The following is a 14,395-nucleotide window of genomic DNA, read 5'->3' on the forward strand; positions in this document are numbered from 1 at the left end:
CCCCCCGTACGCGTACGGGGGGCCGGTGTCATCGAGGAGAGGTGCCATGACCACCAAGCAGACCGTCCTCGGCCGGGTGGCCCAGCTGGCGAAGGCCGACGTCAACGCCCTGCTGGACCAGGCGGAGGACCCGCGGCGGATGCTGGACGAGCTGATCCGCGACTACTCCACGCACATCGCCGAGGCCGAGCGGGCGGTGGAGAGCACCCTCGACGGCCTGCGGCTGCTGGAGCAGGACCACGGCGAGGACGTCACGGCGGCCCACGAGTGGGGCGTCAAGGCCCGTGAGGCGAGCCGCAAGGCGGACGACCTGCGCAGGGAGAACCGCGGCGGCCTCGCGGACAAGTTCGACACCCTCGCGAAGGTGGCCCTCGGCCACCAGCTCCAGGCCGAGGAGGACGCACGGGCCGCCGAGCCGACGATCACGGCCCAGCGGGAGCTCGTGGCGACGCTGCGGGACGGCCTGGAGCGGATGCGGCAGCGGCTGACGGAGCTCGAAGGGGTGCGTACGGACGCGACCGCCGTCAGCCGTACGCCGAAGCTGGACGTGGTCCGCTCGATCGACGTCCTCGACCCCACGAGCGAGCTGAGCCGCTTCGACGACAAGGTCCGCCGGGAGGAGGCCAAGGCGCTGGGCAAGCAGGAGCTCGCGGCGTCGTCCCTCGACGGTCTCTTCGAACGGCTGGACCTGCCCGACCTCGCCACCCGCCGCACGGAGATCGAGGCGCGGCTGGCGGCGCTGAAGGCGGCGGCCTGACCTTCGTTCCCGGGTCAGAACATGCTCAGGAGCTGGTCGACCGTCGGTTCCGAGGGGCTCGTGCCCGACGGGAGCGGGAGGTCGAACCAGACCGTCTTGCCGCGCGGTGTGCGCCGCGAGCCCCAGGAGGTGCTGAGCAGGCCGACGAGCTGGAGGCCCCGGCCGCCCTCGTCGGTGTCGCGGGCGCGGCGGCGGCGCGGCTGGACCAGGCCCGCGTCCCACACCTCGCACACCAGGGTGCGGTCGCGCAGCAGGCGCAGGCGGATCTCGCCCTCGCCGTACCGCAGGGCGTTGGTGACCAGCTCGCTGACGAGCAGCTCCACGGTGTCGACGAGCGGCTCCAGCTCCCAGGCGGTCAGCTGGGCACGGGCCAGCTCGCGGGCGCGGCCGACGGAGCGCGGTTCGCGCGGCAGGCGCCAGTCGCCGACCGCCTCGGCGGGCAGTCCCTGGACGCGGGCCATGAGCAGGGCGATGTCGTCCTCGCCGTGGCGGGTGTCCAGGGTGGTGAGGACGTGGTCGCAGACGTCCTCCAGCGGGCGCGCCGGGTCGGTGAGCGCGCTGCGGAAGGCCCGCAGGCCCTCGTCGAGCGGATGGTCGCGGGACTCGACGAGCCCGTCGGTGTACAGGGCGAGCAGCGCGCCCTCGGGGAGCTCGATCTCGACCTCCTCGAAGGGCTCGCCGCCGACGCCGACGCCCAGCGGCATGCCGGGCGGTACGTCGAGGAGGAGCGCCTCCTCGCCCTGTTCGACCAGCACCGGCGGGAGGTGGCCGGCGTTGGCGAACGTACAGCGGCGGGTGACGGCGTCGTACACGGCGTACACGCAGGTGGCGAGGTAGACCTCGGAACGTTCCGCCGTGCCGCGGCCGGCGCGGCCGGCGCCGGTGGGGGTGCCGAGGCCGCGGGCGATCTCGTCGAGGTGGGAGAGGACCTCGGCCGGCTCCAGGTCGAGCTGTGCCAGGGTGCGGACGGCCGTGCGCAGTTCGCCCATCGCGACGGCGGCGCGCAGTCCGCGGCCCATGACGTCGCCGACGACGAGCGCGGTGCGGTGCCCGGGCAGCTCGATGACGTCGAACCAGTCGCCGCCGACCTCGGTGGCGGTGTTGCCGGGCAGGTAACGGCAGGCGATGTCGAGGCCGGCTGCCTCGGGGTCGCCGGGGGGCAGCAGGCTCCGCTGGAGGATCACCGCCCGCTCGTGCTCGCGGCGGTAGAGCCTGGCGTTGTCGATGCAGACGGCGGCGCGGGCGGCGAGCTCGACTGCGAGGGCCCGGTCGCGCTCGCCGAAGGGCTCGCTGCCCTTCGTACGGGAGAACTGGACCAGTCCGACGACGGTGTCGTGCGCGACCATCGGCACCACGAGGGTGGACTGGACGAGGCTGCCGTCGGCGGGCGGCAGGGTCTGCGGCCGGCCGGTGCGCAGCGCGGTCGCGCACGGTGAGTTGAAGGGGTAGCGGTGGACGGCGCCGACGTCGATGGGCGCGGTGTCGCAGCAGCCGGGCGCCTGGGCGGGGTTGACGCTCGGGCTGACCAGCGGGGTGTCCGAGACGGCGCTCGCGAAGGCGACCCGGCGCAGGTCGGCGCCCCCGTCGGCGGCGCGGCCGGGCGGGGCCTCGTCGCCGGTGAGCAGTCCCTGGTAGAGGTCGACGGAGGCGAGGTCGCAGAAGCCCGGGACGGCGACGTCGAGGAGCTCGCGGGCGGTGGTCTCCAGGTCGAGGCTGTTGCCGATGCGGGCGCTGGCCTCGTTGAGGAGGGCGAGGTTGCGGCGGGCGCTGGCGGCCTCGCGGGCGGCGATCTGGCGGCGGGTGACGTCGGTGCCGAGGCCGGCGACCCCGATGGGGCGGCCGGTGCCGCTGTGCACCCGGTAGAGGTTGATCGACCAGTGGCGGTGCTCGTTGCCGCCGGGCACGGAGCCGGTCAGCTGGAGGTCGGTGACGGCCTCGCCGGTCTGCAGGACGCGCTTGAGCGCGGCGGTCATCCGCTCCGCCTCGGGGCGCGGGAGGTAGTCGTGGACGGTACGGCCCCGGTGGTCGTCGACGGAGCCGCCGAAGACGGTGGCGAAGCGGCGGTTGGCGCGCTGGACCGTCAGGTCGGTACCGAAGAGGAGAAACCCGAAAGGCGATTGACCGAAAATCGCCTGTGACGCGGCAAGATCGGTCTCGATCCGCCGGAGGGCGCGGACGTCGACGACGATGCACAGCGCGCCCCGCTCGCCGTCCGCGGTCTCGCTCGGCATCACGTACAGCTCGGCTATGCCGCGCGTGACGCGCTCACCGGGGATGCGGAAGGGGACGAGGCCCGTCCACTCCTTGCCGTCGAGGATCTCGGCGACCTTGCGGTGACCGCGTGCGCGCAGGTCGGGGGGCATGAAGGCCTCGACCGGGTCCTTGCCCCTGACCTCGCGGGCCGGGATGCCGAACAGCTCGGCGGCGCGAAGGCTCCACTGATCGACCAGGCCGTCGGGGCCTATCGAGAAGGACGCGACTCTGATGTAGTCGTAGATCGAGCCGGGCGGGCTGCTCTGCCACATGACGCCGCTCGCCGTCTCAGGTATCTCGCTCACGCGACCGTCCCCTCCAGCTCACCGCACCGGACCGGCCATTCCCGCAGTATTCAGCACTACGGCCCCCGTCGGCACGCCGTTCACGATCACAGGGTGGTCTCGGTCGTTTTGAGCCTGCCCGAAAAGTGATCGTCCCTTCACTCTTCTAACCAGGCAGGGCCAGCTCGAACCACACGGTCTTGCCCGCGCGACCGCGGCGGGTCCCCCAGCGCCGGGCGGAACAAGCCACCAGCTGAAGCCCGCGACCGCCTTCCTCGTCGGGGCCGGCGGACCGCGTCAGGGGCGGATCCGGAAGCGGATCGGAGACCTCCACGGTGAGGGCGGGGGCCCCGTCCCCGTGCGGCGGCCGGCTCAGCCGGACCCCGATGGGCCCGGCGGCGTACCGCATGGAATTGGTCACCAGCTCGCTCACCAGCAGCACCGTCACGTCTCCGACGGCCGCCTCCAGGTCCCAGCCGCGCAGCGTCTCGCGCACGGCGTGCCGGGCGGTCCGTACGGCGTCGAGCTCGGCCGGGAAGGTCCACTCGGCGACGCACTCGCCTTTGGTGTCGATCACGCCCACCACTTCCCAGAGCGAGGCAGACCCACGTCCATTTTTGGGGGGTTAATCGGGACATACCCGATATTCGGGGCGCGCTATCGCGCTCGGGGGCGCACGGTGGCACGAACGGCGTACAACGGGGGCCTATGGCGGTCAGCCGTTCGGGGCGGAGACCGTCGCCGCAGGGCGGGCCGGGGGCGTCAGGCTCCGGGGCGGGAGGGCTTCTCCGCGGGGAAGTGGCGCGCCGCCGCGGCGACGGCGGGACGGTCCTGATCCAGCCAGTCGACACTGTCCAGTTCATGGCGGCCCAGCCACCGCAACGCGTCGTGGTCCTCGAGCGCCCGGGGTTCCCCCTCGAGGAGCCTCGCCGTCCAGACCTGGAGGACGTACCCCGGGGCCAGCGGCCACTCGCCGGGCACGCGCTCCAGCGGCTCGGTCTCCACACCCAGCTCCTCGCGCAGCTCCCGCACGAGCGCCTCCTGCGCCGTCTCACCCGGCTCCAGCTTGCCGCCGGGCAGCTCCCAGCGGCCGGCGAGCGCGGGAGGGGCGCTGCGGCGCGCGGCCAGCAGCCGCCCCTCGTCGAACACGGCTCCGGCCACGACCACACGATCCGTCATGCGCCGGAGCGTAACCCGCACCTGGTCAGACGGTCACACCGTCGTCTGGCCCACCCGCTCGACCCAGTACATCTGCTCGCGCCCGCGCGAGTCGAGGCTGTCGGCGAGCTTCTGCGCCTCGTCCCTGGTGGCGCACCTGCCCACCCGGTACTGGTTGCCGTTGCCGTCCTGGCGAATGACCAGCCACGGGAGCACCGCACCGCTGTCGCTCATCGCACCTCTCCCCCCGCCGACGGGCATATCTCCAAGAATGCCGAGGAAACCGCAATCCGCATATGCCCGAGCCTACGCCTGACCTTTACGCAGCGGATACGGGTTTTCACAAAGAGATACGGTTCCGGCCAGGAAATCGGCACAGAAAGGGGGCGCACTCGGCCGAGTGCGCCCCTTGCGCCAGAGCTGAAAGCCCGTCAGGGTCCCCGGCCGTCAGCACACCGGGCCGTCAGCGCACGGGCAAGTGGTACGAGAGCCGGTAGCGGTCGGCGGGCACCACCACATCGGCCGTCTCCACGGCCCGCCCCGACGCGAAGTACGTCCGCTCCACCACCATCACCACGTGCCCCGGCACCCCGCCGAGCGTCAGCAGCTCCTCCGCGAGCCCCGGCCGCGCGCCGACCTCCTCCACCACGTTGTCCACGACGACGTCGATGGCGGCCATCCGCTCGACGACCCCGCAGCCGCCGAGCGGCCCCTCCTCCGGCAGCATGACCGGCGTGCGCCCGGTGACGGCGAGCGGCTCCCAGGAGGTCGAGAGCATCATCGGCTCGCCGGCCTCCCGGAAGACGTACCGCGTGCGCATCACGCGCTCGCCGGGCGCGATGCCGAGCCGCTCGGCGATGGCCGCGCCGGCGCGCTCCTGCTCGCTGCTGGACTCCCAGGTGCCGCGCGCCTCCTCGTCCGCCTGCTCCTGCCGGAAGGGGCTGGCCCCGGACGGCCGGCGGTAGCCGGAGCGGGCGATCCGGCGCGGCACGGGCCGCTCCCGTACGTACGTCCCCGAGCCGGAGCGGCCCTCCACCAGGCCCTCGGCCATGAGCACCTTGCGGGCCTCCAGCGCGACGGTGTCCGAGACCCCGTACTCCTCGCGGATGCGGGCCTGCGAGGGGAGCCGGGTGTGCGGCGGCAGCGAGCCGTTGACGATCTTCTCCCGAAGATCGCTCGCAACGCGCAGATAGGCGGGCTGCTCACCGAATGTCACGGGCCACTCCCATCAGCTTGACAGACAGCTACAGCGTGGCAACCGACGGTTGAGCGCCGCAAGCATGAGCCAGAGATTCACCCAAAGTGATGACGGCCGTTCAGACGGCCGTCCCCGCCCCGGAACCCGGCGCCGACCCCTCCGATTCCTCCAACTCCCCCGATTCCCCCGGCTCGTCGGAGCCCTCCGGGTCCCCCGGCTCCTCGACGGGGGCGTCCGGCGGGGTGTCCGCCAGCCCGAGCGCGGTGCGCGCCTCGAGCCCCAAGTCGTGCGGAAGGGCGTCGTACCCGTCGGTGTAGTACTCCCAGAAGGCGTCGGGGTCGGAGGTGTCCGCCGCCTTCTTCCAGTGCCCGCGGGCGGTCTTCAGCTGCGCCACGAGGTCCGTCACGGCCTTGTCGGCCGCGGCCGGCCACTGGTGCTTCTCCAGCGCGGCGACCGACTGCGTCAGGGTCGACTCGACGTCGGCGGCCCAGGCGGTGTTCCCCTCCGGGTCGTCCTCGACGGTCTCCTCCGGCTCCTCCATCAGCGCGGTGTCGATCGGGTTCAGCGCCTGGAGGTACGCGAGCTGGTGCGGGTCGAGGGTCGTGGCGTCCGCGCGGACCGACCCGGTCAGCTTGCCGGTCTCGGCGGTGACGGAGCAGGTCACCTCGCGGTCGCCGTACCGCCAGCTCTCCTCGCTCGGCTGGTAGTAGTACAGCCACGCGTTCTCCGGTCTCGCCCAGGAGTCCATCGCGTACGCGTCGCTGATCGGCTGGCAGCGCTCCTCGGCCTGCTCGTCGATGCGCTTCTCGCCGGGCCACTCCTCGCCGAAGCCGGTGAGCGTGAAGGAGCCGCTGACCTCGCCGTCGTGCGGCCCGGAGCACGCGACGATCCGCACCTCGGCCGCCTCCGTCTCGCGCACGCCGCCGGGCCGGTCGAAGCACTGCCCCTTGCGCAGGTCGAACGTGGAGCGGGAGCTCTGCGCCTCCCGCATCCCCTTCCGGAAGCCGTCGTAGGCCTCGCGGAAGCCGCCACTGGCGATCCCCGCCGTCACGAGCAGCGTGCCGACCAGGGACATGATCATGCCGCCGATGGCCAGGCCCTTGCCCCGTTCGCCCTTCTTCTTGATCCGGGCGAGGGCGATGGCCCCCAGGATCATGCCGAGGGGCGGTATGCAGCACAGGATGCCCACGACCAGGGACGCGATGGAGAGCCCGTTGATGGGGGGAACGGGTGGCGGGAGCGGGCCGGGCGCCCCGGGGAGGCCGTAACCCGGTATGCCGTAGGCGGGGTGGGGCTGCTGGGGCGGGGGCCACCCCTGGGAGGACGGTTCCACGGCGTGCGGTGCTCCTGTCGAGGGCGTATTCGAGCATGTGATCGGGCGCGCGGCATCGTACGCGACGCGACGCACGAAAGGGCGGCCGCCATGGGATGGCGGCCGCCCTTCACGTGCCCTTCACGTGCGGTGGGTCGGGAGCGTCAGGACATCAGAACTGCAGGGCCCAGGAGTCGATCTTCCCGGTGTCGTAGTTCGCGTTGTCGCTCACCCGCAGCTTCCACGTGCCGTTCGCGACCTCCGAGGAGGCGTTGACGGTGTACGTGGTGTTGATGTTGTCGGCGCTGCCGCCGGTCCCGTACGCCTTCAGTGTGTACGCGGTGCCGTCGGGCGCGATCAGCTGCACCTGGAGGTCACCGATGTACGTGTGGACGATGTTCACGGGCACCTGGAGCGCGGAGGGGGCGTTGCCCGTGACGCCGGAGACGGTGATGGGCGACTCCGCGGTGGCGTTGTCGTTGATCGCGTAGTCGGCGGTGTTCTCGAACCGCTTGCCGGGCGGCGGCGTCGTACCGCCGTCACCCACGTACAGCAGGCGGTTCGGGGAGCCGGTGCCCGGGTTGGTGACCACGCCGGTGGTGGCGGCGGAGGTCAGGGCCGAGGCGACCTGGGACGGGGTCGCCGTCCGGTTGTTGGCCAGGTACAGCGCGGCGGCGCCCGCGACGTGCGGGGTGGCCATCGACGTACCGGAGATGGTGTTGGTGGCGGTGTCGCCGGTGTTCCACGCGGAGGTGATGGAGGAGCCCGGCGCGAAGATGTCCACGATGGAGCCGTAGTTGGAGAAGCTGGACCGCGCGTCGGTGTTGGTGGTGGAGCCGACCGTGATGGCCTCGCTGACGCGGGCCGGCGAGGTGCCGGAGGCGTCGCGGCCGTCGTTGCCCGCCGCGATGGCGTAGGTGACGCCCGAGGCGATGGAGTTGCGTACGGCCGTGTCGAGCGCCGAGTCGGCGCCGCCGCCGAGGCTCATGTTGGCGACGGCCGGCTTGACGGCGTTGCGGGTCACCCAGTCGATGCCGGCGACGACCTGGGCGGTGGTGCCGGAGCCGGAGTTGTTGAGCACGCGGACGCCGACGATCTTGGCCTTCTTGGCCACGCCGTACGCGTTGCCCGCGACGGTGCCGGCGACGTGCGTGCCGTGGCCGTTGCCGTCCTGCGCGGTGTTGTCGTTGTCGACGGCGTCGAAGCCGTACGAGGCCCGCCCGCCGAAGTCGCCGTGGGTGATGCGTACGCCGGTGTCGATGATGTACGCGGTGACGCCCTCCCCGGCCGGCTCGGGGTAGGTGTAGCTCTGGTTGAGCGGCAGGGCGCGCTGGTCGATGCGGTCCAGGCCCCAGGAGGGCGGCGAGGGCTGGGTGCCGTTGATGCTGAAGACGCGGTTCTGGACGACGGAGTCGACGGCCGGGTCGGCGGCGAGCTTCTTCGCCTGGGCCTCGGAGAGCTCGACGGCGTAACCGTTGAGGGCCGAGGTGAAGGTCTTCTCGATCTTCGCGCCGTACTTCGCGGCGACCGCGCGGCCCGCCTTGGACTCGGCGGGAGCCTCGGACTCGTCCAGGGTGACGATGTAGCTGCCCGCGACGGCGTTGGGAGCGCCCGCGTACTGGATGACGCCTTCCGGTGCCACCTCGGCCGCGGCGGACGGCAGGGCGGACGCGGTGCCGAGCGCCAGGGCGGCGACGGCTATGGCGCTGGCCGCGGCGAGTCTTCGCCGCGAGGTACGCATCACTGACATGTGAGGGGTCCTCCTCATCGGGTGGTGCGTTGCTGTGGGGGTGCGGCACCCAGGCATGGACGTGCCCATGACAAACGACGTGACGGATGAACGCCGTCGTGTACGGGGTGTTTCCCGTGCCTGACCGCCGAGCGAAAGATTGGCTGATCCATAGGAATCGCACAAGGGTGCCGACGTGCCGGTAACAAGGTCGCCATGCGGCCGCCACACCGGAACACGTGCTCGCGACGGGGTCGTACGCCTGCGCACGATGCGGAGTCCGGTCCCCCGCTTCGGCCCTGACCTGGTACGGCGCAACCGAACGTGGCCGAACGAGCCTGCTTGTCGAGCCCACGGGCGCGCGCGCAGGGGGCGGATTTCGGGTGCAGCATGGAAGTGAGCCCACAACCACGACCCCGGAGGTGCGGGAGCCATGGGTACGTACATGGACGTCCACCGCGGAATGAAGGGCATCACGTCCGACCAGCTGCGCGAGGCGCACGAGGCGGACCTCGCCATCGAGAAGGAGGAAGGCGTCCACTTCGAGAGGGCATGGGCCGACCCGCAGTCCGGCACGGTCTACTGCCTGTCCACCGGCCCCTCGGCGGACGCGGTGAAGCGCATCCACGAACGGACCGGCCACGCGGCCGACGAGATCCACGAGGTGCCGCTGTCGGTGTGAGCGCCCCGGCGCCCCAACGCGCCGACGGCTCCCCCGGCGGCTACGGCCGGCGGCGGGGCTTGCCCCGCTTGGCGCCGCTCTTTCCGGCCGGCTTTCCGGCCGACTTTCCCGTCGCCTTTCCGGCCGACTTTCCGGTTGACTTGCCGGGGGCGGGCTTCCGCCGTGCGCCGGCTCCCGTCGTCTCGGGACGCTTGCGCTGCTTCGGCTGAGCGGCCGGGGCGGCGGCGCGACCGCGCGTGCTGTTGACGGTGCGCCCGCGGACGATGCCGATGAAGTCCTCCACCCTGTCGGTGGTGGCCTCCTCCGGCCAGGACAGGGCGACGCGCGACTGCGGAACACCGGTGACCGGCCGGTACGTGAGGTCCCTGCGGTGGTGCAGACGCGCCAGCGACTGCGGGACGAACAGCAGACCCACCCCCGCCGCCACCAGCTCGATGGCGTCCGCCGTCGTGGCCGGGCGCTCGATCGCGGGCCGTCCCGGGGGGTGCTCCCAGTCGAGGGTGTCGTCGAGCGGGTGGAAGACGATCTCGTCGGCCAGTTCCTCGGCGGAGACCTCCTCGACCGCCGCCACGACGTGGTCCTTCGGCACCACGACCACCGTCGTCTCGGTGTAGAGCGGGATCGCGCTGAGGTCGGTCCCGTCGACCGGCAGCCGCAGGAAACCGGCGTCGGCGCCGCGCCGGCGCAGTACGTCGGGGGCTTCGGCGGCCGGCACCGCGACGAGCTCCAGCGGGATGTCGGGCAGGCGCTCCTGCCAGATCCGCACCCATTTGGCGGGGGTCACGCCCGGGACGTACGCGAGCCGGAACGGGGAAGGTGCTTCCGAGCCTGTCACCCGGCCAGGTTACCGGGCGTGGTCGGCGGTCGCGCGCATGCTCGATATCCTTGGTCCCATGACGTCGCACAAGACCGCCCAGACGATGAAGCCCGCTACCGCGGCGAAGAAGCTGGGTGTGTACCTCGAGGCCACCCCCGCCGAGTTCCGTGAGGGTGTCGTCACGCGCGACGAGCTGACCGCCCTCCAGACCGACCCACCGGAGTGGCTCCGCGAGCTGCGCCGCAACGGCCCGCACCCCCGCCCGGTCGTCGCCGCCAAGCTGGGCGTCTCCATCTCGGGCCTCGCCCGCGGCGGAGTGGCGGAGGCCCTCACCACGGAGCAGATCGAGGCGCTGAAGCAGGAGTCCCCCGAGTGGCTCCAGAAGGAGCGCGCCACGCAGGCCGAGGTCCGCAAGGAAGCGGCCCGCCTGAAGGCGAAGCAGGCGGAGCAGGAGAAGCAGGGCTAGCAAGCCCGCGACGCGCGTGCTCCCGACCGCGCTCACGGTACGTAGCGGAAGGGGTCGGCCCCGGAGGGAGCCGGCCCCTTTTCGTATGCGCATGCGGACGCATGCCCAGCCGCACGATCACGCGCCCCGGGCATCGGCGAGTCGCTACGGTAGTGCCATGACCGCACTGCCCGACTGGATGCGCCCGCCGCGCGCGGAAGGCTGGTTCGCGGAGGACCTGGACCGCCTCCCCGAGGCACCGCGCCACACCGAGCTGATCGACGGAGCACTCGTCTTCATGATGTCGCCGCAGAGGTGGTGGCACGGCCACCTCGTCACCATGCTCACCGTCGCCCTCATGGAGCAGGCGCCCGCCGACGTCAGCGTCGGTCGCGAGATGACCATAAAGCTGGATGAGCGCAATCGTCCGGAACCGGATCTGCTGCTGACGACGGCCCACTTCGACGGCGACCGCACCTGGTTCCTTCCGGACGAAGTGCGACTGGTCGTCGAGGTCGTCTCCCCCGAGTCCGCCCACCGTGACCGCACGGTCAAGCTCCGCAAGTACGCGGAGGCCGGCATCCCGCACTACTGGTGCGTCGAGGACGAGGACGGCGCCCCGGTCGTCCACGTCTACGAACTCGACGAGCCGACGCGCGCGTACGCGCCCGCCGGTATCTTCCGGGGGGAACTCCGGCGTCCGGTGCCGTTCGAGATCAGCCTCGACCTGGACAAGCTGACTCCGCCCCGCAGGGGCTGACGGAAAGGGGGGCCGGACTCGGGTGAGTCCGGCCCCCTTCGCTGTCCGAGTTCTACAGGGTGCCGGTGAGGTGCTCGGGGCGTACCGGCGTCTTGTTCAGCTCCAGGCCCGTCGCGTTCCGGATCGCCGCGAGGACGGCCGGGGTGGACGACAGGGTCGGGGCCTCGCCGATGCCGCGCACGCCGTACGGAGCGTTCGGGTCCGCCAGTTCGAGGTAGTCGACGGGGATGGTCGGGGTGTCGAGGATGGTGGGGATCAGGTAGTCCGTGAAGGAGGGGTTCTTCACCTTCGCGGTCTTCGGATCCACGATGATCTCCTCCATCACCGCGACGCCCAGGCCCTGGGTGGTGCCGCCCTGGATCTGGCCGACGACGGAGAGCGGGTTGAGGGCCTTGCCGACGTCCTGGGCGCAGGCCAGCTCGATGACCTTGACCAGGCCCAGCTCGGTGTCGACCTCCACGACCGCGCGGTGCGCGGCGAAGGAGTACTGGACGTGGCCGTTGCCCTGGCCGGTGCGCAGGTCGAAGGCCTCGGTCGGGCGGTGACGCCACTCCTCCTCGACCTCCACGGCCTGGTCCTCCAGGACGTCCACCAGGGTGGCGAGGACCTCGCCGCCGTCGGTGACGACCTTGCCGCCCTCCAGGAGGAGTTCGGCGGTGGCCCACGCCGGGTGGTACGTGCCGAACTTGCGGCGGCCGATCTCCAGCACCTTCTCGCGGACGATCTCGCAGGAGTTCTTGATGGCGCCGCCGGTCATGTAGGTCTGGCGGGCCGCGGAAGTCGAACCGGCCGACCCCACCTGGGTGTCGGCGGGGTGGATGGTGACCTGCTGCACGCCGAGTTCGGTGCGGGCGATCTGGGCGTGGATGGTGACACCGCCCTGGCCGACCTCCGCCGCGGCCGTGTGCACCGTGGCGACGGCCTCGCCGTTGATGACCTCGATACGCACCTTCGCGGTGGAGTAGTCGTCGAAGCCTTCGGAGAAGCCGACGTTCTTGATGCCGACCGCGTAGCCGACGCCGCGGACGACGCCCTCGCCGTGCGTGGTGTTCGACAGACCGCCGGGCAGCGCGCGGACGTCGGCGCCCGCGGTGGTCTCCCACTGGCGCTCCGGCGGCAGCGGACGGGCCTTGACGCGCCGCAGCAGTTCGGCGACCGGGGCCGGGGAGTCGACCGGCTGGCCGGTCGGCATGAGCGTGCCCTGCTCCATGGCGTTGAGCTGGCGGAACTCGACCGGGTCCATGCCCAGCTTCGCCGCGAGCTTGTCCATCTGGGCCTCGTACGCGAAGCACGCCTGGACCGCACCGAAGCCGCGCATGGCACCGCACGGCGGGTTGTTCGTGTAGAGGCCGATCGCCTCGATCTCGACGTCGTCGATGACATACGGACCGGCCGAGAGGGACGACGCGTTGCCGACGACCGAGGCCGTGGACGACGCGTAGGCGCCGCCGTCCAGCACGATCTTGCACTTCATGTGCGTGAGCTTGCCGTCCTTGGTGGCGCCGTGCTCGTAGGAGAGCTTCGCCGGGTGCCGGTGGACGTGGCCGAAGAACGACTCGTAGCGGTTGTAGACGATCTTCACCGGCTTGCCGGTGCGGAGCGCGAGCACAGAGGCGTGGATCTGCATCGAGATGTCCTCGCGACCGCCGAACGCGCCGCCGACGCCGGCCATCGTCATCCGCACCTTCTCCTCGGGCAGGCCGAGGACCGGGGCGATCTGCTTGAGGTCCGAGTGCAGCCACTGGGTGGCGACGTACAGGTCGACGCCCCCGTCCTCCGCGGGCACGGCGAGGCCGGACTCGGGGCCGAGGAAGGCCTGGTCCTGCATGCCGAAGGTGTACTCGCCCTCGACGATCACGTCGGCGCGCTTGCGCGCCTCCTCCACATTGCCGCGGATGATCGGCTGACGGTGCACGATGTTCGGGTGCGGTACGTGCCCGGCGTGGTGGTCGGTGCGGTTCTCGTGGACGAGGACGGCGTCGGGAGCGGTCGCCGAGGCCTCGTCGGTGACGAGCGGCAGCTCCCGGTACTCGATCTTGATCTTCGCGGCGGCGCGGCGGGCGGTCTCCGGGTGGTCGGCGGCCACGAGGGCCACCGGCTCACCGTGGTGACGGACCTTGCCGTGGGCGAGGACCGGGGTGTCCTGGAACTCCATGCCGTAGTACTTCATCGGGGCCGGGAGGTCGTCGTACGTCATCACCGCGTAGACGCCGGCCTGCGCGAGGGCCTCGGAGGTGTCGATGGAGACGATCTCGGCGTGCGCGACCGTGGACCGCAGGATCTGGCCCCAGAGCATGTCCTCGTGCCACATGTCCGAGGAGTAGGCGAACTCGCCGGTGACCTTGAGGGTGCCGTCGGGGCGGAGCGTCGACTCGCCGATACCGCCCTTGGCCCGGGAGCGCTGGGTGACGTTGGTGGGTATACCCGTGGTGGTGCCGGCCATGATCAGACCACGCCTTCCTGGAGTCCTTGACCTTCTCGGCGGGCCGCGGCCAGGCGGACCGCGTCGAGGATCTTCTCGTAACCGGTGCAGCGGCAGAGGTTGCCGGAGAGCCCTTCGCGGATGTCCTCGTCCGTCGGGGACGGGTTGCGCTCCAGCATCTCGTCGGCCGCGACCAGCAGGCCCGGGGTGCAGAAGCCGCACTGGACGGCGCCCGCGTCGATGAACGCCTGCTGGATCGGCGAGAGCGCCGTACGCGGGGAGCGGCTGCCCTCACCGGTCCGCGTGTCGGTGGCCGCACCGGTGGCCGCCTCGATCGCCTCGATCGCCTCGCCGTGGTGGGTGCCGCGACCCCCGTGCGCGGCACGCTGTTCGGCGTAGTCGGCGAGGCCCTCGACCGTGACGACCTCGCGGCCCTCGACCTGGCCGGCGGCGACCAGGCACGAACACACCGGGACGCCGTCGAGGCGGACCGTGCAGGAGCCGCACTCGCCCTGCTCGCAGGCGTTCTTGGAGCCGGGCAGGCCCAGGCGCTCACGCAGGACGTACAGGAGGGACTC

The 14,395-nt window shown here is 71.8% G+C and carries 14 protein-coding genes; 4 read left to right on the plus strand and 10 right to left on the minus strand.

Features of this window, described 5'->3' with window-relative positions; translation table 11 throughout:
• Nucleotides 1-46 precede the first annotated feature (46 nt).
• Nucleotides 47-757, plus strand: coding sequence for a PspA/IM30 family protein (locus tag AB0A69_RS13555; RefSeq protein WP_361419706.1), 711 nt, complete (start codon nt 47-49; stop codon nt 755-757).
• A 14-nt stretch (nt 758-771) separates the two neighbouring features.
• Here AB0A69_RS13555 and AB0A69_RS13560 read toward each other — a convergent pair whose 3' ends face one another.
• The 7 genes from AB0A69_RS13560 to AB0A69_RS13590 all read right to left on the minus strand — a co-directional run bounded on the left by AB0A69_RS13560 (nt 772) and on the right by AB0A69_RS13590 (nt 8,712).
• Nucleotides 772-3,282 (minus strand): SpoIIE family protein phosphatase, encoded by a 2,511-nt coding sequence (locus tag AB0A69_RS13560; protein ID WP_361419832.1) that lies wholly within the window; start codon nt 3,280-3,282, stop codon nt 772-774.
• A gap of 178 nt (nt 3,283-3,460) precedes the next feature.
• On the minus strand, nt 3,461-3,880 hold the full coding sequence (locus tag AB0A69_RS13565; RefSeq protein ID WP_361419709.1) for an ATP-binding protein: 420 nt from the start codon (nt 3,878-3,880) through the stop codon (nt 3,461-3,463).
• Between the two features lie 176 nt (nt 3,881-4,056).
• Nucleotides 4,057-4,473 carry a (deoxy)nucleoside triphosphate pyrophosphohydrolase gene (locus tag AB0A69_RS13570; RefSeq protein ID WP_361419712.1) on the minus strand — a complete coding sequence of 139 codons (417 nt, stop codon included), beginning with the start codon at nt 4,471-4,473 and terminating at the stop codon, nt 4,057-4,059.
• A 33-nt stretch (nt 4,474-4,506) separates the two neighbouring features.
• Nucleotides 4,507-4,686 carry an SPOR domain-containing protein gene (locus AB0A69_RS13575; protein WP_361419715.1) on the minus strand — a complete coding sequence of 60 codons (180 nt, stop codon included), beginning with the start codon at nt 4,684-4,686 and terminating at the stop codon, nt 4,507-4,509.
• Between the two features lie 229 nt (nt 4,687-4,915).
• Nucleotides 4,916-5,668 (minus strand): GntR family transcriptional regulator, encoded by a 753-nt coding sequence (locus tag AB0A69_RS13580; RefSeq protein ID WP_361419718.1) that lies wholly within the window; start codon nt 5,666-5,668, stop codon nt 4,916-4,918.
• Nucleotides 5,669-5,768: 100 nt separating this feature from the next.
• Nucleotides 5,769-6,983 (minus strand): DUF4190 domain-containing protein, encoded by a 1,215-nt coding sequence (locus AB0A69_RS13585; RefSeq protein ID WP_361419722.1) that lies wholly within the window; start codon nt 6,981-6,983, stop codon nt 5,769-5,771.
• Nucleotides 6,984-7,134: 151 nt separating this feature from the next.
• Nucleotides 7,135-8,712, minus strand: coding sequence for a S8 family peptidase (locus AB0A69_RS13590; RefSeq protein WP_361419725.1), 1,578 nt, complete (start codon nt 8,710-8,712; stop codon nt 7,135-7,137).
• A gap of 412 nt (nt 8,713-9,124) precedes the next feature.
• Here AB0A69_RS13590 and AB0A69_RS13595 point away from each other — a divergent pair, with 412 nt between their 5' ends.
• Complete coding sequence (locus tag AB0A69_RS13595; RefSeq protein ID WP_355364010.1) at nt 9,125-9,373, plus strand: SCO4226 family nickel-binding protein; 249 nt, start codon at nt 9,125-9,127, stop codon at nt 9,371-9,373.
• Between the two features lie 40 nt (nt 9,374-9,413).
• On the opposite strand, the gene AB0A69_RS13600 is transcribed toward AB0A69_RS13595, so the two are convergent.
• Nucleotides 9,414-10,208 carry a LysR substrate-binding domain-containing protein gene (locus tag AB0A69_RS13600; protein WP_361419728.1) on the minus strand — a complete coding sequence of 265 codons (795 nt, stop codon included), beginning with the start codon at nt 10,206-10,208 and terminating at the stop codon, nt 9,414-9,416.
• A 58-nt stretch (nt 10,209-10,266) separates the two neighbouring features.
• On the opposite strand from AB0A69_RS13600, the gene AB0A69_RS13605 reads away from it, so the two are divergent.
• Nucleotides 10,267-10,656 (plus strand): DUF5997 family protein, encoded by a 390-nt coding sequence (locus tag AB0A69_RS13605; RefSeq protein ID WP_361419731.1) that lies wholly within the window; start codon nt 10,267-10,269, stop codon nt 10,654-10,656.
• Between the two features lie 157 nt (nt 10,657-10,813).
• Entirely contained in the window at nt 10,814-11,395 is a 582-nt protein-coding gene (locus tag AB0A69_RS13610; protein WP_361419734.1) for a Uma2 family endonuclease, read from the plus strand.
• A gap of 52 nt (nt 11,396-11,447) precedes the next feature.
• Here the strand turns inward: AB0A69_RS13610 and AB0A69_RS13615 are convergent, their stop codons facing one another.
• Together AB0A69_RS13615 and AB0A69_RS13620 are read right to left on the minus strand one after the other, a co-directional pair.
• On the minus strand, nt 11,448-13,838 hold the full coding sequence (locus AB0A69_RS13615; RefSeq protein WP_361419737.1) for a molybdopterin cofactor-binding domain-containing protein: 2,391 nt from the start codon (nt 13,836-13,838) through the stop codon (nt 11,448-11,450).
• A gap of 2 nt (nt 13,839-13,840) precedes the next feature.
• The coding region (locus tag AB0A69_RS13620) for a (2Fe-2S)-binding protein (RefSeq protein ID WP_361419740.1) at nt 13,841-14,395 on the minus strand (555 nt) is incomplete at its 5' end.

It is taken from the genome of Streptomyces sp. NPDC045431 (assembly GCF_040646655.1).
Classification (GTDB): Bacteria; Actinomycetota; Actinomycetes; order Streptomycetales; family Streptomycetaceae; genus Streptomyces.